At 54.8% G+C, this 22,897-nt stretch carries 21 protein-coding genes; 4 read left to right on the plus strand and 17 right to left on the minus strand.

Going from position 1 to position 22,897, the window contains the following annotated elements:
* Window positions 1–25 precede the first annotated feature (25 nt).
* The gene (locus RW023_RS02415) at window positions 26–823 is read left to right on the plus strand and encodes a fused MFS/spermidine synthase (protein WP_315579722.1); all 798 of its coding nucleotides are present in this window, start codon (window positions 26–28) and stop codon (window positions 821–823) included.
* Here the strand turns inward: RW023_RS02415 and RW023_RS02420 are convergent.
* Window positions 820–2,007 (minus strand): PAC2 family protein, encoded by a 1,188-nt coding sequence (locus RW023_RS02420; protein ID WP_315579723.1) that lies wholly within the window; start codon window positions 2,005–2,007, stop codon window positions 820–822. The two genes, RW023_RS02415 and RW023_RS02420, sit on opposite strands and share 4 nt — an antisense overlap.
* A gap of 174 nt (window positions 2,008–2,181) precedes the next feature.
* Between RW023_RS02420 and RW023_RS02425 the strand changes: the two genes are divergently transcribed.
* Window positions 2,182–4,437: an AAA family ATPase gene (locus RW023_RS02425; protein ID WP_315579724.1), complete on the plus strand. Its 2,256-nt coding sequence runs from the start codon at window positions 2,182–2,184 to the stop codon at window positions 4,435–4,437.
* A gap of 84 nt (window positions 4,438–4,521) precedes the next feature.
* Here RW023_RS02425 and nrdR read toward each other — a convergent pair whose 3' ends face one another.
* Window positions 4,522–5,004: a transcriptional regulator NrdR gene (nrdR, locus tag RW023_RS02430; RefSeq protein ID WP_178707089.1), complete on the minus strand. Its 483-nt coding sequence runs from the start codon at window positions 5,002–5,004 to the stop codon at window positions 4,522–4,524.
* A gap of 72 nt (window positions 5,005–5,076) precedes the next feature.
* Window positions 5,077–5,523 (minus strand): LysM peptidoglycan-binding domain-containing protein, encoded by a 447-nt coding sequence (locus RW023_RS02435; RefSeq protein WP_315579759.1) that lies wholly within the window; start codon window positions 5,521–5,523, stop codon window positions 5,077–5,079.
* Window positions 5,524–5,717: 194 nt separating this feature from the next.
* On the opposite strand from RW023_RS02435, the gene lexA reads away from it, so the two are divergent.
* Window positions 5,718–6,404, plus strand: coding sequence for a transcriptional repressor LexA (gene lexA, locus RW023_RS02440; protein WP_315579725.1), 687 nt, complete (start codon window positions 5,718–5,720; stop codon window positions 6,402–6,404).
* A gap of 81 nt (window positions 6,405–6,485) precedes the next feature.
* Here lexA and RW023_RS02445 read toward each other — a convergent pair whose 3' ends face one another.
* From RW023_RS02445 to hflX, 3 genes are all read right to left on the minus strand, one after another.
* Window positions 6,486–7,472: an L-lactate dehydrogenase gene (locus tag RW023_RS02445; protein ID WP_315579726.1), complete on the minus strand. Its 987-nt coding sequence runs from the start codon at window positions 7,470–7,472 to the stop codon at window positions 6,486–6,488.
* A 94-nt stretch (window positions 7,473–7,566) separates the two neighbouring features.
* Window positions 7,567–9,516 (minus strand): ATP-dependent DNA helicase, encoded by a 1,950-nt coding sequence (locus RW023_RS02450; protein ID WP_315579727.1) that lies wholly within the window; start codon window positions 9,514–9,516, stop codon window positions 7,567–7,569.
* Complete coding sequence (gene hflX / locus RW023_RS02455) at window positions 9,513–11,060, minus strand: GTPase HflX (RefSeq protein WP_315579728.1); 1,548 nt, start codon at window positions 11,058–11,060, stop codon at window positions 9,513–9,515. The genes RW023_RS02450 and hflX overlap by 4 nt, the downstream gene beginning before the upstream one ends.
* Window positions 11,061–11,199: 139 nt before the next feature.
* Between hflX and RW023_RS02460 the strand changes: the two genes are divergently transcribed.
* Entirely contained in the window at window positions 11,200–11,817 is a 618-nt protein-coding gene (locus RW023_RS02460) for a methyltransferase (RefSeq protein WP_315579729.1), read from the plus strand.
* 101 nt (window positions 11,818–11,918) lie between these two features.
* Here RW023_RS02460 and RW023_RS02465 read toward each other — a convergent pair whose 3' ends face one another.
* The 11 genes from RW023_RS02465 to RW023_RS02515 all read right to left on the minus strand — a co-directional run bounded on the left by RW023_RS02465 (window position 11,919) and on the right by RW023_RS02515 (window position 22,871).
* Window positions 11,919–13,208, minus strand: a complete 1,290-nt coding sequence (locus RW023_RS02465; protein WP_315579730.1) for a S8 family serine peptidase — start codon at window positions 13,206–13,208, stop codon at window positions 11,919–11,921.
* Window positions 13,209–13,228: 20 nt separating this feature from the next.
* On the minus strand, window positions 13,229–13,777 hold the full coding sequence (locus tag RW023_RS02470) for a hypothetical protein (RefSeq protein WP_315579731.1): 549 nt from the start codon (window positions 13,775–13,777) through the stop codon (window positions 13,229–13,231).
* 65 nt (window positions 13,778–13,842) lie between these two features.
* The gene (miaA, locus tag RW023_RS02475) at window positions 13,843–14,835 is read right to left on the minus strand and encodes a tRNA (adenosine(37)-N6)-dimethylallyltransferase MiaA (protein WP_399499255.1); all 993 of its coding nucleotides are present in this window, start codon (window positions 14,833–14,835) and stop codon (window positions 13,843–13,845) included.
* Window positions 14,828–16,366: a tRNA (N6-isopentenyl adenosine(37)-C2)-methylthiotransferase MiaB gene (miaB, locus tag RW023_RS02480; protein ID WP_315579733.1), complete on the minus strand. Its 1,539-nt coding sequence runs from the start codon at window positions 16,364–16,366 to the stop codon at window positions 14,828–14,830. Before miaB ends, miaA begins: the two co-directional genes overlap by 8 nt.
* Before the next feature lie 12 nt (window positions 16,367–16,378).
* Complete coding sequence (locus RW023_RS02485; RefSeq protein WP_315579734.1) at window positions 16,379–16,879, minus strand: CinA family protein; 501 nt, start codon at window positions 16,877–16,879, stop codon at window positions 16,379–16,381.
* On the minus strand, window positions 16,869–17,465 hold the full coding sequence (locus RW023_RS02490; RefSeq protein WP_315579735.1) for a regulatory protein RecX: 597 nt from the start codon (window positions 17,463–17,465) through the stop codon (window positions 16,869–16,871). Before RW023_RS02490 ends, RW023_RS02485 begins: the two co-directional genes overlap by 11 nt.
* A gap of 3 nt (window positions 17,466–17,468) precedes the next feature.
* The gene (recA, locus tag RW023_RS02495) at window positions 17,469–18,560 is read right to left on the minus strand and encodes a recombinase RecA (protein ID WP_315579736.1); all 1,092 of its coding nucleotides are present in this window, start codon (window positions 18,558–18,560) and stop codon (window positions 17,469–17,471) included.
* A 201-nt stretch (window positions 18,561–18,761) separates the two neighbouring features.
* Window positions 18,762–19,010 (minus strand): DUF3046 domain-containing protein, encoded by a 249-nt coding sequence (locus tag RW023_RS02500; protein WP_315579737.1) that lies wholly within the window; start codon window positions 19,008–19,010, stop codon window positions 18,762–18,764.
* A complete protein-coding gene (locus RW023_RS02505; RefSeq protein ID WP_315579760.1) occupies window positions 19,007–19,330 on the minus strand; it encodes a helix-turn-helix transcriptional regulator in 324 nt (107 codons plus the stop codon). Before RW023_RS02505 ends, RW023_RS02500 begins: the two co-directional genes overlap by 4 nt.
* 199 nt (window positions 19,331–19,529) lie before the next feature.
* The gene (gene pgsA, locus RW023_RS02510; RefSeq protein ID WP_315579738.1) at window positions 19,530–20,174 is read right to left on the minus strand and encodes a CDP-diacylglycerol--glycerol-3-phosphate 3-phosphatidyltransferase; all 645 of its coding nucleotides are present in this window, start codon (window positions 20,172–20,174) and stop codon (window positions 19,530–19,532) included.
* A gap of 18 nt (window positions 20,175–20,192) precedes the next feature.
* A complete protein-coding gene (locus RW023_RS02515) occupies window positions 20,193–22,871 on the minus strand; it encodes a DNA translocase FtsK (protein WP_315579739.1) in 2,679 nt (892 codons plus the stop codon).
* Between the last annotated feature and the right edge of the window lie 26 nt (window positions 22,872–22,897).

Below are 22,897 nucleotides of genomic sequence, written 5' to 3' on the forward strand. Positions count from 1 at the left end.
CCTCCTTCCCACGTACAGTAGCCCTATGACTACTCTAGACTCCCCGTCAATCGAGATCCGCTGGGACGGCCCGCGAGCGACCCTTCTCATTAACGGAGCGGAGTCATCGTGTATCGATATTTCTGATCCCAGTTACCTAGATTTCGAATACATGCAACAGGCGACCTGCGCACTGCAAGCAACTTACGCAAACAACGACCCCATTCGCGTGCTACATCTGGGTGGCGCGGCTTGCGCGCTCCCCTGGGCCTGGTCCATTCTCTTCCCCGCCTCACGCCATACCGTTGTTGAAATTGACCAAACTATCGCGCAATTTGCTCGAGATAACTTTGATTTACCGCGTTCTCCGATTCTAAAAATTCGCATCGGCGAAGCACGACAAGTCATCGATAGCCTGCGAGACTCTTCCTTCGACGTCATTGTCCGCGATGCTTTTGCCGGAGAATCTGTCCCCCCGCAATTGCGGACCACCGAGTTCACAGCCCAGTGCCGACGAGTCCTCCGCAGCGACGGGATCCTCCTTGAAAACAGTGCTCACGGCGGTGGCGACAACGCGCGCCTGGACTTAGCTGGGATGAGTGAATCCTTCGCAGACGTACAAGCACTATGCGATCCCAAAGTTGGTCGTGGAGCTCGCCGAGGAAATATTGTCTTCCTTGCACAAAGCGCTCCGGGCCGCACCGATGAGGTCGAGCTTGACCGCCTCTTGCGCAAACTTCCCCTTCCCGCCCGCCCACTACGCAGGAAGGAACTGAGTAAGTGGCGCGCCGGGACCCGTCCCCTGACTGACGAGGCCGTCGGCTGGACAGAAAGCACGCTCTAGTCCTGCGGCTTGGTTTCATCCTTAGAATCAGCCTCGGCTTCAGCCGGCGACAGGGTCGTCTGTTCCTCATCAGCATCTGAATCCATAGAGACATCTACTGAACTTGCATTACCGCGATGACGAGGAGTATGCGGAGCAGTGCCGCCTTCGCCTTTCTTTTCACGCTGTGCGATGCGCTCAAGTGCCTGAGCCAAAAGCTCCTCAGTTGAGGGTGCTTGAGCGGGCGCCTGCACCGGCTCTTCACTGTCATCTAGGGCAACAGCCCCATCAGTCACCGAGGCAAGGTAGGCCTCGATCGCATCGGTAATGCCGCTCGCATCACTCTCTTTATCCTGAGGATTTGGGACATTGAAAGCTGAGGGAACAGCATTGAGCGGAATTCCCAAGCCCTCTCCCGAGAAAGAGTCGTAGTGCTCTTCCAATGCACGAACTGTGTGCTGGACCTCAGGGTTGGAATCGACAAGGGCTGCGAAGCTATCCAAATCCTCTGCTGCTCCCTGCTCTAGATCACCGACAGGTAGGGAAAGCCCCGAGAATTCAGTGAGCTTACGCAAAATCGCTGAGGAGGCTGCGGGATAGGCTGACTCTGACATGTAGTAAGGAACGATCGCCAAGAGCGTCATTCCATCGATCCCCGCTTGTTTGAGCTTCCACTGCAGGAAGGACACGATCGAGCCGGGAAATTGCATCGTCGCAGCCATATGCGGCTGTGCAGGAACAAGGGAGGCATCAGTCGTGTGGACGTGAACCGGAGTTGGGCGCGTATGCGGTACACCTGAAGGAACGCCGGTCATCCCAAACACGACCTCAACGCCGGCATCGCTGACGATCTTGTGAACACGCTCAGCGAACTCTTCCCAGCGGTAGTCCGGCTCAGGACCGTGGAGCAAAAGGAAAGATTCTCCCCGATCATCACGCAGGAGATCCAACGAAATCTTAGGAATCTCAACCTCCTGCGTCACCCAGTTCTTTACTGTGATCACTGGGCGATGCGAACGATAGTTAATGAAGTCTTCTGCTTCAAAGTCAGCAATATGCGTCGTTGGAAGGGCGCGCAACATCTGTTCAGCGGCCATGCGACCAGATGCTCCCGCATCCATTGCGCCATCGAAGTACATGACCAGAATTCGCGCACGGGTTTGGGCGACCTGGTGGCCGTCCCCATGAGTGTGGGTTTCGGTCATGTTCCCCTCCTTCGGTTTCCAACCGCCTCAGCTGTTATCACTCATTCTAAAGCTACATTGTCGAGCCGCCCTTGGCGCGGCTAATCCCACATTTGCGCCATCGGCTTAGAGAGTGAAAATCACTGAAAATTAGGGCAAAATAGAACGCCAGACTTTTTCTACCGGAAGGTCCCAATGTCTGACTCCGCTCGCGCTACTACCCCAGTAGCTGAAGAACAAGAATTTGTTGATCGCGCGTACTCACGCTTGGATCAACTGCGTTCTCAATACCGCGAACAGCGTCAGAAGATCGATGCTAACCATGGCGTCGGAAACGCTCAGGGATGGACGGAGCGCGATGCTCTGGCCACTCACTTTGCCGAGTTGTCTTCCAGACTGGATAACGTCGAAGAGCGCTTAGTATTCGGGCGCCTCGATATGAAGGACCACGCGACCCACTACATCGGCCGAATCTCCCTTCTCGATGAGCACTCCTCTCCCCTTCTTGTTGACTGGCGAGCTCCGATTTCTGCCCCTTTCTATCAAGCGACAGCCCAAGAGCCTCTAGGGGTCGTTCGCCGTCGCCATATTGCGACTCGCGGGCGTACAGTCACTTCGGTTGAAGATGAACTTCTTGATGTCGATCAGGCGCAGCATCAAGGACTGACCCTTCAGGGTGAAGGCGCTTTGATGTCTGCCCTTTCTTCGGCGCGTAGTGGCCGAATGGGAGATATCGTTGCGACGATCCAAGGCGAACAGGACAGAGTGATCCGTGCAAGCGATCGCGGAATCCTTGTGGTTCAAGGTGGCCCCGGCACAGGAAAAACTGCCGTTGCCCTTCATCGCGCTGCCTACCTTCTCTACACGCAGCGCGAGAGACTTGAGCGTTCGGGTGTGCTCATCATTGGCCCCTCTCGCACCTTCCTCCGTTACATCGAGCAGGTTCTTCCGTCCCTCGGCGAATCCGGTGTGGTCCAGATGACCATCGGTGACATCGTCCCCGGCTTAAGCGCTCAAGACGATGATCCCGTCGATGTCGCTGCGATTAAGGGACGCGCGGCTTTCAGTCGCATTCTGCGCGAAGCGGTCCGCCTAATCCCTCGTCTTCCCGATCGCGACCAGGTTCTTCAAGTCTGGAATCGCCGCGTGACGTTGCGAATCAAGGATGTGCAGGAAGCTCTTTCGCGAGCGCGCCGAAGCGGCCGTCCACACAATGTTGCCCGAGAGTCTTTCGCGATGGGCCTCATGGAGCTTCTTGCTGGACGTTTGATCGTAGAAGCTGGTGATGCCTCCAGCACGGCAGATATCGATCCTGATGATTTGAAGACCTGGATCTCTGAGATCCGCGACTCAGTCGATGCCCGTCGGGCAATTAACTTGGCATGGATGCCCACACAGGCACCTGCCTTCCTTCGCAAGCTCTGGTCGCGCCCTGATCTCTTGGCCCAAGCGAACCGTAAGGCAGGCACTCCCCTGTCGGTCGAAGACCTCAACCTCTTGTACCGTGCTCAAGAGGAACCACTGACCATCTCAGATATTCCACTGATCGACGAACTCGACGAACTCTTGGGGACACTCGATCTCGCCTCAGCCCAGAAGCGCCGGGCCGAAGAACAGCGAGAAAAAGAGGAACGGGAGCGTGCGAACGAAGCATTGAAGGCAACGGGTCTCGGCGGCGGAATTGTCACTGCAGATATGCTGATGCGCCAGACTCAGGAGGCACCCTCGCTCCGCCCGCTTGCTGAACGTGCGCGAGCAGACCGTTCTTGGACCTATGGGCATATTGTCATTGACGAGGCCCAAGATCTTTCACCTATGGCGTGGCGGTGCCTTTTGCGACGCTGCCCAAGTCGCTCAATGACGGTTGTTGGCGATCTCGACCAAAAACGAGGCCACCGGCGTCCGCATTCATGGAAACACGCTCTTGGTCCAGCGGCTCGCGCGTTCAGCGAAGAGTTCGTACTTTCGATTTCCTACAGGACTCCTCGGGCGTTAACCCGAATCGCACAGGCCGTTTTGGCACAGCACGGCACTCCCGTTCTCTACCCCATGGAAGCCGTCCGCGACGTTCCCGAGTGCTACCAGGTTTCACATACGCAAAAGGAAACGCTCAAGGACTGCGTCTCTCAAGTCATCTCCACAATGGAGGAACGCCTTGACCGCGAAGAGGGCAAAGGAAAGGGCCGTATTTGCGTTATCGTTCCTGATACTCAGGCGCAGCTGTGGCATGCGGATGAATCGGGGGCAAGCGCTTTGGACCAGCGAGTGAGTTATCTGACTGCAGCGGGATCTAAGGGTTTGGAATTTGATTCCGTTGTCGTTGTCGAACCACGTGACATTCTTGAACAAGGAAGTGGCGATCTTTTCGTTGCTCTCACCCGTGCAACTCACGATCTGCATGCCGTCACGACTACGCAGCTGCCACGCGGCATGGAAGAGTGGGACGCCTAAAGGCAAGTCAAGCTCTTCGAGCCATTTCTGCGAGATTCTTCTTAGAAAAGGCAAACGCACTATTCGCTCAGCTGCAGCTCTGACCTATTTGTTTTTCGCAGTCTTTGTCAACTTTTTAGCTTGAGAACGTTCACGCAGTGAATCAATCGCATCTGCGAAGTCGTCGAGCGAATTAAACGCGTGGTAGACGGAGGCAAAACGTAGGTACGCGATCTCATCAAGATCCTGAAGGAAGGGCAGAATCGCTTTCCCAACCTCATCGCTGGATACAGAAGAGACGCCGGAGGTACGAAGATGCTCTTCAACCTGTTGGGCTAAAAGTGCTAGCTCATCATCGGAAACAGGACGCCCTTGGCACGCTTTCCTTACCCCAGCAACAACCTTATTTCGCGAGAAAGGCTCAATGACACCAGAGCGCTTAACAACCTGGAAAGAAGACGTTTCCAATGTTGTGAAGCGTTTCTTACATGAGGTACATTCCCTACGCCGGCGAATCGAGGCGCCATCATCCGCAATACGTGTATCAACCACACGCGAATCAGGGTTATGACAGAAAGGGCAGTGCACCCTCTAAAACTACGGTTGATCGATCAGATTCGCAACTAAGACACCACGTCGACAGGGAGAATAAAACGCAGGTCAACGAGTCGGGACACGCACTTCCTGACCAACTTGCAATGCACCCTGAACATCATTGAGCTCTTCGATGTCATTGACAACATCTTTCAGTGGACGAGTGGTCGAGACTCCCTGAGCCAAACTCCACACGCTATCCCCGCTTGTCACAGAAACCACGCGGGTCGGACCGTCATAAGGCTGAGTTTGCAAAGCAAGACCCGCACCAACTGCAATTCCCGTAGCAGCAATAAACGCTACAGCACCGCTCAGCAAGCGCCGAAGTCCCAGAGACGAACGCGTAGCGACGACCGGGCGACGACGCATCGAAGGATCATCGTTGCGAAGGAGCTCACGGCGACGTCGAGCCGACGGGGCCTGACGAATGTCATAAACAGAGGCCAGGGATTCCTCGGAGACGAGTTGAAGGTGCGGACGACGAGCCCCCTCTTGAGACGCTGCAACAGTCATTGTGCTCACGATATTCCCCTTTCGGTCGTACAGATGTTCGTCGAACACTTGTACGATAGCAATTCTTTCGGCAGATGTCGAGCCACTTTCGAACATATGTTTGATTTACTCATTTTCTCCAGTATTCTTAACACTGTGAGTGGACCATCGAGCACGCTCACTTCCGTCCAGTTTTTAGTTCCGAAGGGATAATCGTGAGCAGCGACACAGAATTGACAGGCCGACAAATCGAAATTCTGCGCCTGATCAACACTGAGGTGCGTCGACGCGGCTTCCCTCCTTCGGTACGTGAAATCGCACAAATCGTCGGTCTTTCTTCACCTTCGACGGTTAAGCACCATCTCGATACGCTCGAACGCCTCGGCTACCTTCAGAAGGTTCCCGGGCTTCCCCGAGCACTCGAAGTATCTGAATCTGGAAGAACTCTTCTCGGAGAAAAGGACACAAAAGCCTCATCGCCCCAAGAGATCGTGACGGTCGAAATTCCAACCGGCCACGTAGATGAGGACGCCTCAGCAATTCCCTTGGTCGGACGAATCGCAGCTGGCTCACCGATCACCGCCGAACAGGCAATCGAAGATATCTTCCAGTTACCGACACGATTGACTGGCCACGGCGAGCTCTTCATGCTTGAAGTCCACGGCGACTCCATGGTGGACGCCGGCATCCTCGACGGCGATTTCGTTGTCATCCGCAGCCAATCCACTGCGATCAACGGCGAATTTGTTGCTGCAATGATTGACGGAGAGGCAACGGTCAAAGAATTTTCCAGAACTTCTGACCATATCTGGCTCCTCCCCCACAATCAGGACTACGCGCCGATCCCCGGTGATAACGCCATAATCATGGGCAGGGTCGTCACTGTCATTCGTTCGCTGTAGGAAACGGCAACTCCTGAGACTTAATGGGTGTGGCCCCGACGCAACGCGTCGGGGCCACACCCATTAAGTCAATCCCTCAAATTAGAAACCCAAATCTCGGGCGACTTGACGAAGGCGAGTTGCCGATTCGGTCAATCCATCGCGCTCAGCAAGAGTGAGCGGAGGGTTCAGCACTCGGCCCGCTCCATCGCGACCAACCAAGGTCGGCGCCGCCATGCAGACATCCGAGATGCCTTCCCAGTCTTCAAGGAGTGTCGAGATAGTTAGCACACGCTGCTCATCACGCAAAACCGCACGTGCGATATTCGCCCCAGCCAAGCCGATAGCATAGTTTGTCGCACCCTTACCTTCAATGATCTTGTAGGCAGAGTCCACGACGTCCTTTGCAATCTGTTCGCGAAGCTCCGCATCAAAGAGACGGCCTGAAAGGGTCGGCCCCCAGTGACGTAGAGGAACATTACCAATCTCAGAGGAAGACCACAGGGCAACTTCAGAATCTCCGTGTTCACCGGCGACATACGCGTGAATGTTCTGAGTGGCAACACCTGTTTCGCGCGAAACGAGGTAACGCAGACGTGAAGTGTCCAAAACCGTACCCGAACCGAAGACCTGATTACGCGGAAGCCCAGTAATCTTCAGCGCCGCATAGGTCACGACATCGACGGGGTTCGTGATGAACATAAAGCGCGCTTCAGGGGCAACGTTCAACAGATTAGGGAGGATCTTACGCATGAGGTCAACGGTGGAACCGGCAAGTTCCAGTCGTGACTGACCGGGCTTTTGCTTGGCACCGGCAGTGACGATGACCAGGTCTGCCCCACGAACGATCTCAACATCATCCGAGCCCTCAATGGAGCCAGAAGGTGTGAATTGAATACCGTGCGCCATATCCAAGGCTTCGGCTTCCACCTTCGGCTTGTTGATATCGTGCAAGACGATGTCACGCGCATCTCCGCGCATCAAGCAGGCGTAGGCAACGGCGGTGCCAACAGCACCTGCGCCAATAATCGCAATCTTTGAAGGACGGCCAGAAGAGCTGGGATACAGGCTTTGTGAATGAGTGGGCATGAGCAACCTCCTAAACAAGTGAACAGCCCTATTCTCTCAGATCGCCCTTCATAGTGATAGGCCAAAATCCCCTTATTGAACGAAGTGTGCTGCTTCAGTCCTCGTGCAGCTCAGCATTGAGTCTTTCCAATGCACCCGTCACAACATCAAGGTCACGGGTACGCCAAAACTCAGGCATCGACTGAATAATAAAACGCCCGTAGCTGCGGGAGTGAAGCCGCGAATCAAGAACGGCAACAACGCCTCGGTCGTTGTGGGATCGCAGTAGACGTCCGGCTCCTTGCGCCATCATGAGTGCTGCCCTAGTTACGCTCACTTGGAAAAAGCCCTTGCCTCCCTGCCGATCAGCATCTTCGGTCAGCGCCTTGACTATCGGATTTTTTGGATGAGGGAATGGAATTTTATCGATGACAACCAAACGACATGAGTCCCCGACGACATCGACGCCCTGCCACAGCGACATCGTCCCAACCAAAACGGAATCACGCTTCGAACGGAAGCGCTTGATCAACGCCGGTAGAGAGTCCTCTCCCTGGAGCAACACCTCTGAGACCCCTTCGTCTCGAAGCTTTTGCGCGCCCTGTCGCGCCGCCGCCCACGAGGCATAAAGAACAAGAGCTCCACCGCCGCTGGCCTTGACCAGAGCGACCATCTGCTCCAATGCTGCTGGACTAGGTTGCCCATTACTCGGTGCTGGAAGCCCTGCTGCGATGTACAAGATCCCCTGGCGAGAAGCATCAAATGGCGATCCTACATCCACTCCCCTCCACGACAGTGGAGCCAAATTTAATCCCGTACTATACGCAACCGATTCAAAACTCCCACCCAGACTCAATGTGGCGGAAGTTAGAATTGCCGGCCGTTCACCAAAGGCGTTGTCAGCCAAAGAAGGCGCAACATGCAAGGGCGCGATCATCAAGGACGATAGGCCTCGATCTTCATCGCGCTCAACCCAGGTCACGCTCTTCTCAGCGTCACGCCCCCACGCTTGCAGGACCTCGTCAAGTTCATCGCTGAAGGCTCGCACCAGAACTTTTGTCGCGGCCTCAAGTTGAAGAGTGGCGATCTGCGTTTCAAGATCTCGTTGAGCCGTGTCCAACGCGGACATCACTGGTTTGAGGCTTGTCCGGTCAGTCACTAATCCGACGTGGAAGCTTTGAAGGACAACATCAAGCTGCGCGGCAACATGGTCAAGTACATCAGTGTCCACAGAGGCCAAACTTCGAAGCCTGCGTGAAATCCGCGTCATGGACTTCAAGGAGAGTGCAACCGATGCCTGTTCACGCACTCGCTCAGCAAGCTCATGAGCCTCGTCAACCGCGAGCGCGCCAATCTGACCAAACAGATCGCTATCACTCAAAGCACTGATCCCCAACAACGAATGGTTGGTGACGACAACGTCTGCTTCTTGTGCGGTTTCACGGGCCGCTTGGGGAAAACAGTCATCAATCATCGGACACTGTTTGCCCAGGCATTCCTGACGTGACACTGAAACTTGCGACCATGCTCGATCGCTTACTCCGGGGTCGAGTTCATCTCGATCCCCCGTTGCCGTTTGCGAGGCCCAGCGACGTAAACGGACAATCTCCGCGCCTAGCTCGCTGGCCGGCGCGGCCTCGTCATCATCATCGCGCTGGCTTGGGAGATCAAAGAGCGTTCCTTCCAGGGGGTATCCGCCGCCAAGTCGGAAGGTGCACAGATAGTTATTCCATCCTTTAAGGAGTGCGACCCGAGGCCTGCGTCCGTGAACGTCTTCGATTGCTTGGGCTGCAACCGGGGCATCTTTGGTGAGGATTTGGTGTTGGAGGTTCAGCGTCGCGGTAGAGACAAGGACTCTTTCATCTCGACTAACCGCAAAATCCATCAGAGGAATCAAGTACCCAAGAGATTTACCCGTACCGGTTCCTGCCTGAATGAGAAGGTGCTCAGGAGCTTCAAGGGCACTGCAGATTTCATCGACCATCGTCTCTTGTCCACTGCGCACTTGGCCGCCCATTTCGCGAACAGCCGCGCTTAGCGCTTGCTTCGCCGTTGTGAGGCTCATTCGAAGTCCTCGGCAGGGGCCGCTACGTCCGGATCGGCGACGCCTTCAAAACCTGCGTCCTGAGCATTTCCGCGGGCTGGAAGAGCAACTGCTCGCAGGGCCGCAGCTAATGCACCGTCGACACGAGCCCGAATGTGCTCTCCTTCAGCAAGGTACTCCTCCAGAAGGACCTCTCCTTCTTCGTGGATACGATGAAGGAGCGCTCCATGAATATAAGGAACGACGCAGTCAATGACCTCGCGTGGACGAGGAAGCATCGATGCGATGACAGTTTGAAGTTCAGAAATCCCCTCGCCAGTCACGGCACTGACAAGCACCGCACGTTCACTCAGAGAACGGACAAACGCGCGTTGTTCATCACTGGCAAGATCGGCCTTATTGAAGACGATGAGCTCGGGAATATCTCGCGCTCCCTCAATCGTATCCAGAACCGAATGAACAGCTTGGATCTGGCCAATTGGATCGGGGTGCGCAGCATCAACAACGTGAAGGATCACATCGGCCTCGCCGACTTCTTCCAAGGTCGAACGGAAGGCTTCAACAAGCTGGGTAGGCAGACGCGACACAAAGCCAACGGTGTCTGAAAGCGTGTAGGCACGCCCATCCTCTGTTTGCGTACGACGAACCGTTGGGTCAAGGGTTGCAAAGAGAGCATCTTCAACCAAGACATCCGCACCCGTCAGCGCATTGAGAAGCGTGGATTTTCCAGCATTCGTGTACCCCGCGATGGCAACAGAAGGAATAGTTGAACGCGAGCGATTCGCGCGCTGCGCTTGGCGTGCTGGCTCCATTCGGCGAATCTGCTCACGCAGTTTTGCCATACGGTTTCGAATGCGGCGTCGGTCGAGCTCAATCTTCGTTTCACCTGGACCGCGCGAACCAATACCTTCACCCGAGGCGACGCGGCCGCCGGCCTGACGCGACATCGAATCGCCCCACCCGCGAAGACGCGGAAGGAGGTATTCCAACTGTGCCAATTCGACTTGAGCTTTACCTTCTCGCGATTTGGCATGTTGGGCAAAGATGTCCAAGATCAACGCGGTTCGGTCAACCACCTTGATCTTGACAACGTCTTCCAAGCCGCGCCTTTGAGACGGGGCAAGATCACCATCAACAATGATTGTGTCTGCACCATCAGCAGCAACAAGCTCAGCCAGTTCGCGAGCTTTACCAGAGCCCAAATAGGTTGCGGGATCTGGATGCGAACGTTTCTGAATAACACCGTCGAGGACTTGCGAACCAGCTGTTTCAGCAAGTGCTGCCAGCTCACGCAAAGAGTTCTCTGCTTCTTCTTCAGTTCCCGTAGTACGCAGCCCTACAAGCACGACCTTTTCAAGACGAACCTGTCGGTACTCGACTTCAGAAATTTCTTCAAGGTCATTCGAGAGCCCTTGGATACGACGGGTCCCCGCACGTGCCTCTCGTTCAAGTTCACCCGCCTGCGCGTGATGATCTTGTCCTTGAGTCGATTCCAGGGCGGTTCCTGTGCGCGCAAGGATACGCGCGACAACACCTTTTGCCCGCTCAGTGGAATCTTCGGTCATTCAGTATCTCCAAGATGATGAAAGTTCGGGTGGGATCCGCTTTTTATTTTCCCATGTTTGGACTATCTGCGAGCGCACCTGCGGAGAAAAAGAAGAGAGTTTCTCGCCGGGCGTAGCACTTCTCAAGTACCCTTGAAGCGTGGATGAACAGTACTTCACCGATTCTGAGCCCGCGTCAGATGATGAGCTTCACCTGATTCGCGATCGAGTTCGCGGTTTCGATCTGGAAATGTGGGTGAGCGACCGAGTTTTTTCTGGTTCGCGTATTGATTTGGGGACCCGCCAGCTTCTTGCCGAGGCCCCTGCCCTCCCCGAGCGCGGTAACTTCCTTGACTTAGGCTGCGGCTGGGGTCCTTTAGCCGTCACCATGGGCTTGGAGTCCCCCGAGGCAAGCGTTTGGGCCGTCGACGTCAATTCGCGCGCACTTGACCTGACCGCGCGCAATGCCTCCTTGAACGAGGCCGACAATGTCCATACGCTGCGTGCCGAAGAGGCTCCTGAGAAGCTTCGCTCTCAAGGAATCACCTTTGACGTGATCTGGTCTAATCCTCCTATCCGCATTGGAAAGAATGCTCTTCACGAGCTGCTGATGACGTGGCTTTCCATGCTGAGCACAGACGGTGTTGCCTACCTAGTTGTTCAGAAAAATCTTGGCGCCGACTCGTTAACACAGTGGCTGTGCCAGCAAGGTTTTCCTGCAGAAAAGATCGCATCCAAAAAGGGCTATCGGATTATTGAGGTCCGTGCGCATTCCTGAATCTGCATCCCAATAATTTCAGGATTGTTTTGACATGAATGAGTGGGTGGGAGGAAACCCAGGGTTTCCTCCCACCCACTCATTTTCAGATCGATAAACGCCTACTTCTTTTTCTTGTGGAAGCGCGGGCTTGTGCCCAGGTGGACTGGAGACGAAATATAGTCGCCGCCCGGGGAAGCCGCGGAATCATCAAGGCCACGATAGACATAGTTGGGATTTTCATCCTGCAGGCTTAGTGGGAACTTGATGCCATCAGCGTAATCTGCAACCTCTTGAGGAAGAGGGACCGAACCACCTTCACCAGAGCCGAATCCCGAGGAAACTGAACCGTCAAGAAGGTGTGGCAGTTTCGCCTTATCCGCAAGGGGATTCTCATCTGGATATTGAGAGGGGTCGGTGCTGAGCATTGTCTCAAGATTTGTTGGACCGAATCCTGTTCGTTCGTTCCAGGAGTTCCCAGGATTCGTTCCAGATCGAACCAAAAGCTGAAGAAGCTGGTTTGAGGTCGCCTGTGGCCATTTCTCACGCGCCAAGGCAAGAAAACCCGCAGTGATTGCGGGAGAACAGCTTAGGCACTCCACCTTTTCGACATTCTTGTCTGGATATACCCGCGCATTGATGTTGGCACCAACAGAAGCGGTAACCGTCTGTTGACTCCACGAAGAACGCGCCGTGAGCTGCCCATCGGTCGAGATAGTCGTAACCCCAACGACACCGGACAACGCTGAATATGAATAATCTGTTGCGTCCTGCGGTTCATCACCAACGCTCGCGACGACCGGTACCCCCTTCGCCATCGCGTGTGCGAAGGCCCACTTGTAGTACTCCTTCATGTCCCCCAAGAAAACATCTCTGTCGAAGCCAAAATCACCATAGGGAACCGCAAGCACAATAAGTTGTGCGCCATCGTCTACAGCTTGATGAATAAGATTCAGTATGTTGAACTTCGGCAGTCCCTTGTCGTCTTCACAGGTACCTGAAACATCATAATGAGATCCCGAAAGACCGTAAGTCATCAGCGTCGCTCCTGGGGCAACGCCATACGACTGCGATACCAAGACCGACGCCATGACAGTTGGACGTGTCAGTGTTTGAGCAACAGGATCAAATTTGCACGGGCTTTGATCAATAATTGATGCCCCAGCAAGTTCAGGAGCAGAGGTGTCGACTTGGCCACCAATGAGAGCGATCTTGACTCCCTTACCGGTGATGCCTTTCGCTTTCACTTGGTCCAGGTGATAGTAAGAAACATAATCTTGCCCGGTGATGGCATCATCTGCCGCTGCGTCACGAAGCGGGAGGAACGCACCGGCGACAACCAAAGCACATGCACTTCCTGCACCAATAAGTGCCCGCACTACCTTGCGATGTGAAAAAAGCATCGATTTCATTTCGCCTCTCCTTTGGCCTTTCACTTCGCAGCCTGGAAACGACGAACTAGGGGCTCTCCACCTACCTGCGTCGCATCGCCGTCAATCGTCAGGGTCCAGACGTATTCTGCCCCGCCGTATCCTTTTTCAACCTCGACGGTCCATTCTGAGTAGTATTCGCATCCCTGATCCACACAGAGTTCGTAGCCGTCTTCGCCCAAGCGCCAATAGTCCGCGGCTGACATATACAGGTAGGCATAATCGTTCTTATCGGCTTCGACCGTACCGTCGGTTTTAAGCTCGTAGGTCCGCTGATAGGCGATCGGCGGCTCCTTCATCAAGAGTTTGGTTCCGACCATCTTGTTTAAGGCCACTGCTTGCTGTCCGATTTCTGCGCGTTTAGAGGCAGAAGATGCCGCTTCCATCCGGGAAATCAAGGTATTTTTCTGCCCTTCGGGAATATTCTTCATCGCGCGAATATCATCACTGCTCACATTCGATGTTCCCAATAAGGAACATCCGGCAAGGCTTCCCCCAAGAACAAGGGCACACAGCGCCGCGACAATGCGGCACCCCTTATTGACAGACATCTCGCCTCTCTTTCTCTTGAACAGAAAACAGAATACGGGAGCCTAAGGAGCAATCTCAAATATCTCTATTGAAGTACTGACAACACAACCCGACGGGCAGTTTGTAACGCCGCCTCGGCACTGGTGACGGCGCCCTCGGAGCTACGATCAATCCACACGATTCTTGGGTCGCGGCGCAGCCACTTAACCTGCCTGCGAGCCAACTGACGCGTTGCCAAGGCAACAGAATCAATGGCCTCGGGGATCGTCATATCACCGTCAATAACAGCAAGCGCCTGCGCATAACCGGTTGCTTTGGCTGCAGTCTTTGCATGTCGAAGCCCCAATCGGTCTAGTTCCCGTGTTTCCTCAACGAGTCCCTGGTCAAACATCATGCGAGTGCGCTGCGCAATGCGTTGATCGAGCTCATCCATCGGCCAACGAAGCGCAAGCATGACGGTGGGTGCCGCATACACGTACTGCGGCATCGACGAAGAGTAGGGTTTGCCCGTCAGCTCAATGACTTCAAGCGCTCGAATAATTCTGCGTGCATTGTGTGCGTCAATGCGCTGCGCAGAGACCGGATCTAATTCCTCGAGTCGATGAAAAAGAGCGGCCACTCCCCCGGGCCCACAAGACTCTTCCTCAAGACGTTTCCGGAGCTCAGGATCTGTCCCAGGAAAGTCAATCTGGTCCAAAAGCGCCCGCTGGTAAAGCCCCGAACCGCCAGCGACAACTGCAAGGTTCGAGCGAGCGTGAATCTGTGCGATATCGGCGCGAGCATACCGCTGGTAGGAGGCGACAGAAGCCTCGTCGCTAATCTCCAAGACATCAATTTGATGATGAGGAATTCCGCGGCGCTCCTCAATCGGAGTTTTCGCCGTACCGATATCCATTCCGCGATAAAGCTGAAGCGCATCTGCAGAAACCAGCTCCCCTGCGTGTGCCCCCATATCCGCGGGGAGGCTCTGCGCAAGGTCTAAAGCAAGATCACTTTTTCCCGAGGCCGTGGGCCCCACCACCGCAATGATCAGTTGCGATGGCTGAGCTAGGCGAGGTAAAGATGCGTTATTAGGCATTTCCATTCGGAGCCCCGATACGGATGCGAGGCATACCAAGGGAGATCTTCGAATCTTCTTCGTGTGCTTGACGCTTTTGCCAAGCATCTCCCGCACGAGTCCGACGAAGTTCAAAGAGACCGCCATCTTCCAATGCTGAATCAGCAATGAGATGGTGAGGCGCGCCGTGCGTGACACGAGCGCGAAGCATGTCACCAGGACGCGGACGATCGGTTTCACTCATTCCCAGGGGAAGGGCAACGTGAACCAGACGGTTATCACGCGCTCGTCCAGAAATACGGTGGGTTGCTCCGTCTTTCCGACCTTCTCCTGCGGCGACAAGCACCTCAACTTCATTTCCAACAAGTGCTGCATTGTCCTCGGCACAAATGCGTTCTTGCAGAGCTAATAGGCGCTTGTAGCGTTCAAGAGCAACGTCCTGGGGCACCTGATCCTCTCGGTCAGCTGCCGGGGTACCGGGACGCGGAGAGTATAGGAAAGTGAAGGCGGAACTGAAGCGTGCTTCTTCAACAACTTCGAGAGTCTGCTGGAAGTCTTCTTCAGTCTCTCCAGGGAATCCGACGATGATGTCCGTGGTAATTGCTGCGTCGGGAATTGCAGCGCGTACTCGCGAAAGAATTCCCATGAAACGATCACGGCGGTAGGAGCGGCGCATCTGGCGCAGGACCGCGTCCGAACCCGACTGAAGCGGCATGTGCAAAGAGGGCATGACCGTTGGAGTCTCGGCCATCGCCTCAATCACGTCATCAGTAAAGGCCGCCGGGTGTGGACTTGTAAAACGCACGCGTTCCAAACCGTCAATCTTGCCTACGGCTCGCAGAAGATCAGCGAAAGCACCGCGCTGACCGAAGCTTACGCCGTACGAGTTAACGTTCTGTCCCAGAAGGGTAATTTCAATTGCGCCTTCATCAACAACAGCTTGCACTTCTTCGAGAATTTCGCCGGGACGACGATCACGTTCTTTTCCGCGAAGATGAGGAACGATGCAGAAGGTGCAGGTGTTGTTACAGCCAACTGAGATTGAGACCCACGCTGCGTATGCACTTTCACGGTGAGTGGGAAGTGTTGAAGGAAAAACCTTCAGGGACTCTTCGATTTCAACAGCCGCTTCACGATTGTGCTCTGCGCGGCGAAGAAGCGCGGGAAGGACATCGATATTGTGAGTACCGAAAACTGCATCGACCCAGGGAGCTTTTTCGATGATCCCGTCACGCATCTGTTGGGCAAGACAACCGCCCACTGCAATCTGCATTCCGGGGCGTTCCCGCTTCACTGCCGCGAGCTGCCCGAGGTTTCCAAATAGACGCGTCGCTGCATTCTCACGCACGGAGCAGGTGTTGATAACAATGACATCTGCACCCATGTCTCCGGCGTCAGTTGCGCGCGCTGCTGCAGCAGGAACGCGATCGACGGGGACCAAGCCCGCCTTTTCTAAGAGGCCCGAAATACGTTCGGAATCGTGCTCATTCATCTGGCACCCAAGGGTGCGCACCGCGTAGGTCCGCGGGAAGTCCATCATTTCAACACTCATCGTCGTTGAATTCTAGCGCGTATGGATATTTGGTGTCGCTTTCAGCACTTCCCTGAATAGTTCGAGTGCGGCGATCACTGCGCCCTGCCGGACCTGGTCGCGGTCTCCACTCAAATCAAGTCGATGCACCCGCGAGCCACCTTCCCACGCGCAACCCACATAGACCGTTCCAGCGGGATGTCCATCAGCAGGTCCCGGACCCGCGACTCCAGTCGTTGACAAACCAAAATCCGCACCCATCAGTGTGCGAACACCGTGTGCCATTTGCCGAGCAACTTCATCATCAACGGGACCCGTCTGCGCAAGGCGTTGATCACTCACCTTCAAAACCGAATGCTTCGTATCCGTCGCGTAGGTGCAGACTCCCCCACGCACGGCGTTTGAGGCACCCGGCACATGAACGAAAGCCGCGCACAAAAGACCACCGGTTAAGGATTCTGCGACAGCAACAGTGAGGCCCGCATTGCTTAAATCAGTAATCAGTTCCTGACAGATTGCGTCTTCAGTACTCATCATCCCTGCCTTCAACGATTGCATCAAGCACGCGTATACAAACCTGAGGAGAATATCCTTTGCGCCCAAGCATCGAGAAAATACGTCGACGCGCAACCCGATCATCGCAATTTGGCATCGAACGCATCTTCTTCTGAGCAAGGTTTAAAGCCCGGTCAAATTCTTCATCGGCGCCGATTTCTGAGAGCACGGTATCGATGACCTCCGGGGAGATGCCCTTCCGATGAAGATCGACACGGAGTGCGGAACCTGTTTTCCCGCCTGCCTCAAAACGTCCCCGAGAAAAGGCTCGCGCAAAGGCAAGGTCATCTACCAACCCCAATTGAGTGAGGCGTTCAATAACAGAGTCGGCCACCTCAGAAGAAAAGCCTCGACTGGTTATTGCGGTTTCTAATTCGCTTCGCGAACGGGCACGAACATCGAGCTGGCGAAGGGCCACCTCACGGGCAGCCTCAAGCGCAGCTTGTCCTTCTAGAGCCGCATTGCGCTGGCGCATAAGAGCCTGGCGTTCCGCCGGGCTCTTAGTGCGCGTGCGCGGACGAACATCCTCTTCTGATGTTGTCTCTGGGTCGTAATAACGGACCATTGACTAGAAGCCAGCATCCTCGAGTGAGTCATCGATATCTGACGCAGTCGGCTCTGTCAGTTCGCCCTCTTGTACGCCGATCCCCAAAGAAACCAAGATCTTCTGTTCAATTTCATTGGCCAATTCGGGATTATCCGAGAGGAACTGGCGAACATTTTCCTTGCCTTGCCCAAGCTGGTCATCACCATAGGTAAACCAAGAGCCAGACTTACGGATGATGCCGGTTTCCACGCCCATGTCGATAATCGACCCTTCGCGGGAGATGCCCTTACCGTAGACAATATCGAACTCTGCCTGCTTGAAAGGCGGCGCCATCTTGTTCTTGACGATCTTTGCACGGGTGCGGTTACCGACGGGAGCTCCAGCTTCCTTCAGGGTTTCAATTCGACGAACATCAATGCGGACGGAGGCGTAGAACTTTAGAGCCTTACCGCCGGTTGTGGTTTCAGGATTACCGAAGAAGACACCGATCTTTTCACGAAGCTGGTTAATGAAGATTGCAGTTGTTCCGGTTGCCGAGAGAGCACCGGTAATTTTACGCAAGGCCTGACTCATCAAGCGGGCTTGCAGACCGACATGAGAGTCGCCCATCTCGCCTTCGATTTCAGCCTTTGGAACAAGTGCAGCGACAGAGTCAATAACAATGATGTCAATGCCACCCGAACGAATCAGCATGTCGGCGATTTCCAGCGCCTGCTCGCCGGTATCAGGTTGGGAGACCAAGAGGTTATCCGTGTCGACACCGAGGGCGCGCGCATAGACGGGATCAAGTGCGTGTTCAGCGTCGATAAATGCGGCGTTTCCGCCTGCTTTTTGCGCGCTGGCGACTGCATGAAGCGCAACGGTCGTCTTACCAGAGGATTCAGGACCATAGATCTCAATGACGCGCCCCCGAGGCAAACCGCCAATTCCAAGAGCGACATCAAGGGCCAGAGAACCAGTGGGGATCACCTGCACCGGGGGACGAGAATCATCTCCCAGTCGCATGACGGAGCCCTTACCAAACTGCTTATCGATCTGCGAGAGCGCGAGCTCTAAAGCCTTATTTCGGTCCCCATTCGCTGATGAAGAGGAACCCTTACGAGCTACTGCCATGGTGATACCTTTCGTCGAAGCCTCTCCGGCCGCTGTTCATCTGGTCTATGCAGCAGATCCCCTCTCCGGGGGCTACTCAGTGAAGATATGCTCGACCACAGGCATTTGCGACCACTTTTCCGTATCTGTGGAAAAACTGATCACACTTCACTTCTTCCACAGAATAAATGGAACAAATGTTCGATGCATGTCGACACGCCATTAGGAGCGCTTAGAACGACGAATCTTCTCACGCTCTTTCGCATCAAGACGATGAACCCAGCGCACGGCCTCGTCAGCTTCACTTTCACGAAGCAACTCAGACCAGACCATATCTGGAGAAACTCCCCTATCAAGGGCCTCTACACAGGTTCCCTGCAGCGAAGGTAAATATAGGTCAGCCGTCAATGAGCGTCCAAGGGTAGCTCCATAGACGTCATCGACGGCATCCCAAAATTCAGAAAGAGTCACGAGATCAGGGTCACCGGGACCAGATTCTCAGGAACAGTGTCCGGAACAACAGTTCCATCCAAGACAGCCATACGCTCAGAAACCTCACGCAGGATGTACCACAGCGGCACGCCTAGAGCCTCGCTAATCGCGTCAAGAAGTTCAGACGACGCTTCCTTCTGCCCACGCTCAACCTCGGAAAGATAACCCAGGGAGACTTGAGCCTCGGAAGAAACTTCTCGCAAAGTACGCCCCTGCTTACGCCGAATCTCACGCAGAACATCGCCAATTTCAGTACGCAGCAGCGGAGCGGCTGCACGATCATGGGTGGGGAGATTCATGGCTCGACGATAACCCGCGGCCAATGCCTTCTGCATGGCCAGCTCATTCAGTGGACGCACAGAACTCGGGGTATTGTTCTTCTGCTTCTTCATCATGTACTTCCTAACGTCTGAACGACCCTGCCTATTCCCACCATACACGAGGGATTTAAAACTTGCGTTTACGTCGCTCAACTTTGCGCTCAAGGCGCAACTGTTTTCACGCCTCGTTTTGAGGCTCAGGATCGCGAACCTCACGGGCAAGAACGAGGCCCTCACGCACATACGCGATACCCGACCAAAGAGTCGCAGCAAGCGCAGCACCCGCAACACACAAAGCCGACATTAAGGCAACTGACGCCCACCCATGATTGGCTGGATTGAGGAAGTAGAAATAATCCCACGGAATCAAGAGAAGGAAAATAGCCAAGACCTGAAGAACGGTCTTTATTTTTCCCGACTGCGAGGCCGAAACCACAATCCCTCGCCGCAGGAAGAATGCGCGCATGATGGTGATTCCCAATTCGCGGATTGCCACGAGGATCGTGAACCACCACGGGAGAACACCCTGAATGCTCAGAATAATGAATGCACTGAGGGTAAGAGCTTTATCTGCAATAGGATCGACGACACGACCGAAGTCGGTGACTAAACCGTAGGCGCGCGCAATTTTTCCATCCAGCTGATCGGTTGCAGCGGCGACGCAAAACACCAGCAAAGCCCACCACTGTGCACTCCACGTGTCCACAAACTTTAAGTAGATGAATACGGGGACTAGAAGCAGGCGAAAAACCGTCAGCGCATTGGGCACATTGATCGTAGAGCCCTTCGTATAGCGTTCAACACGCGACACGTGAGTAGCCACGACTTGCCCCTTTGCTTCTTAGCGCCCGGTCAACTGCCAGGCGTCCTCATTTTCTTCAGGCTCTTCATCGACCCAGTCGGTCCGACCACCAAAATCATGTCCGGAGTAAGGATCCGAGGAAGCTGTGTCTCCATCGTACCCGTTTGAAGGAGCCTTAGACGACTGGTCAGCAAAATTCGACGAAGAAACTTCCTGTTGCTGAGTAGGTGCGGCTGCGGGTTCAGGTGCGCTCTCTCCCCTGAGCATGGCAAGAATTTCGGGGAGCTGTTCGGGAGCTACCAACACTTGGCGCGCCTTCGAGCCTTCAGAAGGACCGACAATCTCACGCGATTCCAGGAGGTCCATCAGACGCCCTGCTCGTGCAAAACCAACGCGAAGCTTTCGCTGCAGCATCGAGGTCGAACCCAACTGAGTTGAAATAACCAGCTCAGCTGCTGCCAAGAGATCATCAAGATCGTCGCCAATATCCTCGGCAACCTTTGCGGTCTTCGCGGGGGCAAGAACATCCGGACGGTACTGTGCCTGCATCTGTTCTTTAACGTGGGAAACGATCGAATGGATTTCAGATTCAGTAACCCAGGCACCTTGAACACGCATCGGTTTACTTGCGCCAGAAGGAAGGTACAAGGCGTCACCTTGACCGATAAGCTTCTCCGCACCAGGCTGATCCAAAATCACTCGAGAGTCAGCCAACGATGAGGTCGCGAATGCCAAACGCGAAGGAATATTCGCTTTAATCAAGCCGGTAACAACATCAACGGAAGGACGCTGAGTTGCAAGGACGAGGTGAATACCAGCTGCGCGCGCAAGCTGGGTAATACGCTGAACCGAAGCTTCAACATCGCGCGGAGCAACCATCATCAGGTCCGCGAGCTCATCGACAACGACCAGCAAGTAGGGATAGGGTCGCAATTCACGATTAAGACCCGGAAGAGCCTTCACTTGGCCTGCAGACACAGCCTTGTTGAAATCATCAACATGTTTAAAGCCATATGTCGCAAGATCGTCGTAGCGCGCATCCATTTCCTTCACGACCCATTCAAGCGCTTCAGCGGCCTTCTTCGGATCGGTGATGATCGGGGAAATCAGGTGCGGGATACCCTCGTAGATCGTCAATTCGACTCGCTTGGGATCGACCAAGATCATGCGAACCTGCGAGGGCGTCGCACGCATCATGATCGAGGTAATCATCGAATTCACGAATGACGACTTACCGGAACCAGTCTGGCCAGCAACCAGAAGGTGCGGAGTCTTCGCCAGGTTGGTAACGACGTAGCCACCTTCAACATCCTTGCCAACACCGACAACTAGGGGATGCTGGTTGCGCTGAGCAGCGCCAGAGCGAAGAACATCTCCCAGCGCGACAGTTTCTCGGTCCGAGTTTGGAATCTCAATACCGATTGCCGATTTTCCGGGAATAGGCGCGAGAATTCGCACGTCTGCCGAGGCCACAGCGTAGGCAATATTCTTCGAAAGGTTTGTCAGGCGATCAACCTTCACGCCTGGCCCCAAAGTTACTTCGTAACGTGTCACTGTTGGGCCGCGAGAAAAGCCGGTCACTTGGGCATCAACATTGAATTCTGCAAATACCTGACGCAAGGCCTGCACGACTTGATCATTGACCGCCGAGCGAGTCTTATGGGGAGCGCCGCGCACAAGAAGTTCGCTTGAAGGAAGCGTGTAGGAGAGGTTCTCATCCAGTTCCGCTTGGAATCCACCTGCAGGCTCTTCAGTATGAGCAGGCGGCTCAGGGTCGACCTGGTCCTCAATATTTTCGGTGACTGAAAGAGCAGGGACCTGCATTGCCTCCGTTGGCGCATCCATTGCCGAGGAAGCGGACTGTACCTCGGGAACATGCGGAGCTGAGGCCGGCATCACCCGAGTACGCTGCGTATCCACCTGCGAAGGAACGTCTTCTTGGGGCTCGGATTCCACTGCGCGGCGGAAGTGTTCGTCGCCGTCGTAGGAATCTAAGAAAGGATCATCGCCAGCAGCAAGGGAGCGACGCGCCTCTTCACGCGCCCGCGCTGCCGGATCGCTTTCCCCCGGCCTCGTCCGCTTGGCAAGACGGTCAACACATTCACGGACCAAGGTCGGAACCTGTGCAACCTGCGTACGCGTCCCCAAAAGGATCGAGTAGAGGAAAAGAAGAATCAAGAGCGCCGCCGCACCCCACGACGACAGCATGAGAACCAGAGGGCGCGCAATAAACCAACCGAGGATTCCACCCGCATTCTCGATCGAGACAGCAGAGTCAAAAGCGGGGTTACCTTTGCTGACATGAACAAGACCGGTCAAAGAAAGGACAACACCAAGACTACCTGCGACGCGGTGAGGCAAGGCTGAATTTCCTGAGCGGACACGAACTAACTCAACGGCGAAGGCGACCAAAATAATGGGCAAAACGACGGAAAAAATCCCAACGAAGCCCGCTGCGCACAAGTGAATGAAATCCCCCGCTTGCCCCGAGATACCAAACCACTCACGCAGGGCGACCAGAACGGCAAGCGCCACGACAATGAAAGCAAGCGCATCGCGCTTCACCTGAGCATCGGTCGCACGCCATGCTCGGATCATTGCAAGAATGCCGCGTCCGATCCCGGAAAATACGCGCGCGAGAAGCCCCGGGGTCGCAGTGGACTTCCCGGCTCGTGAAGAAGATTTCGAAGATGCTGAAGATGGGGATTTTCGTGCCATGGTAAGAAAAACGCTACCGCCGCATA

This window comes from uncultured Actinomyces sp., assembly GCF_963542285.1.
GTDB lineage: Bacteria > Actinomycetota > Actinomycetes > Actinomycetales > Actinomycetaceae > Pauljensenia.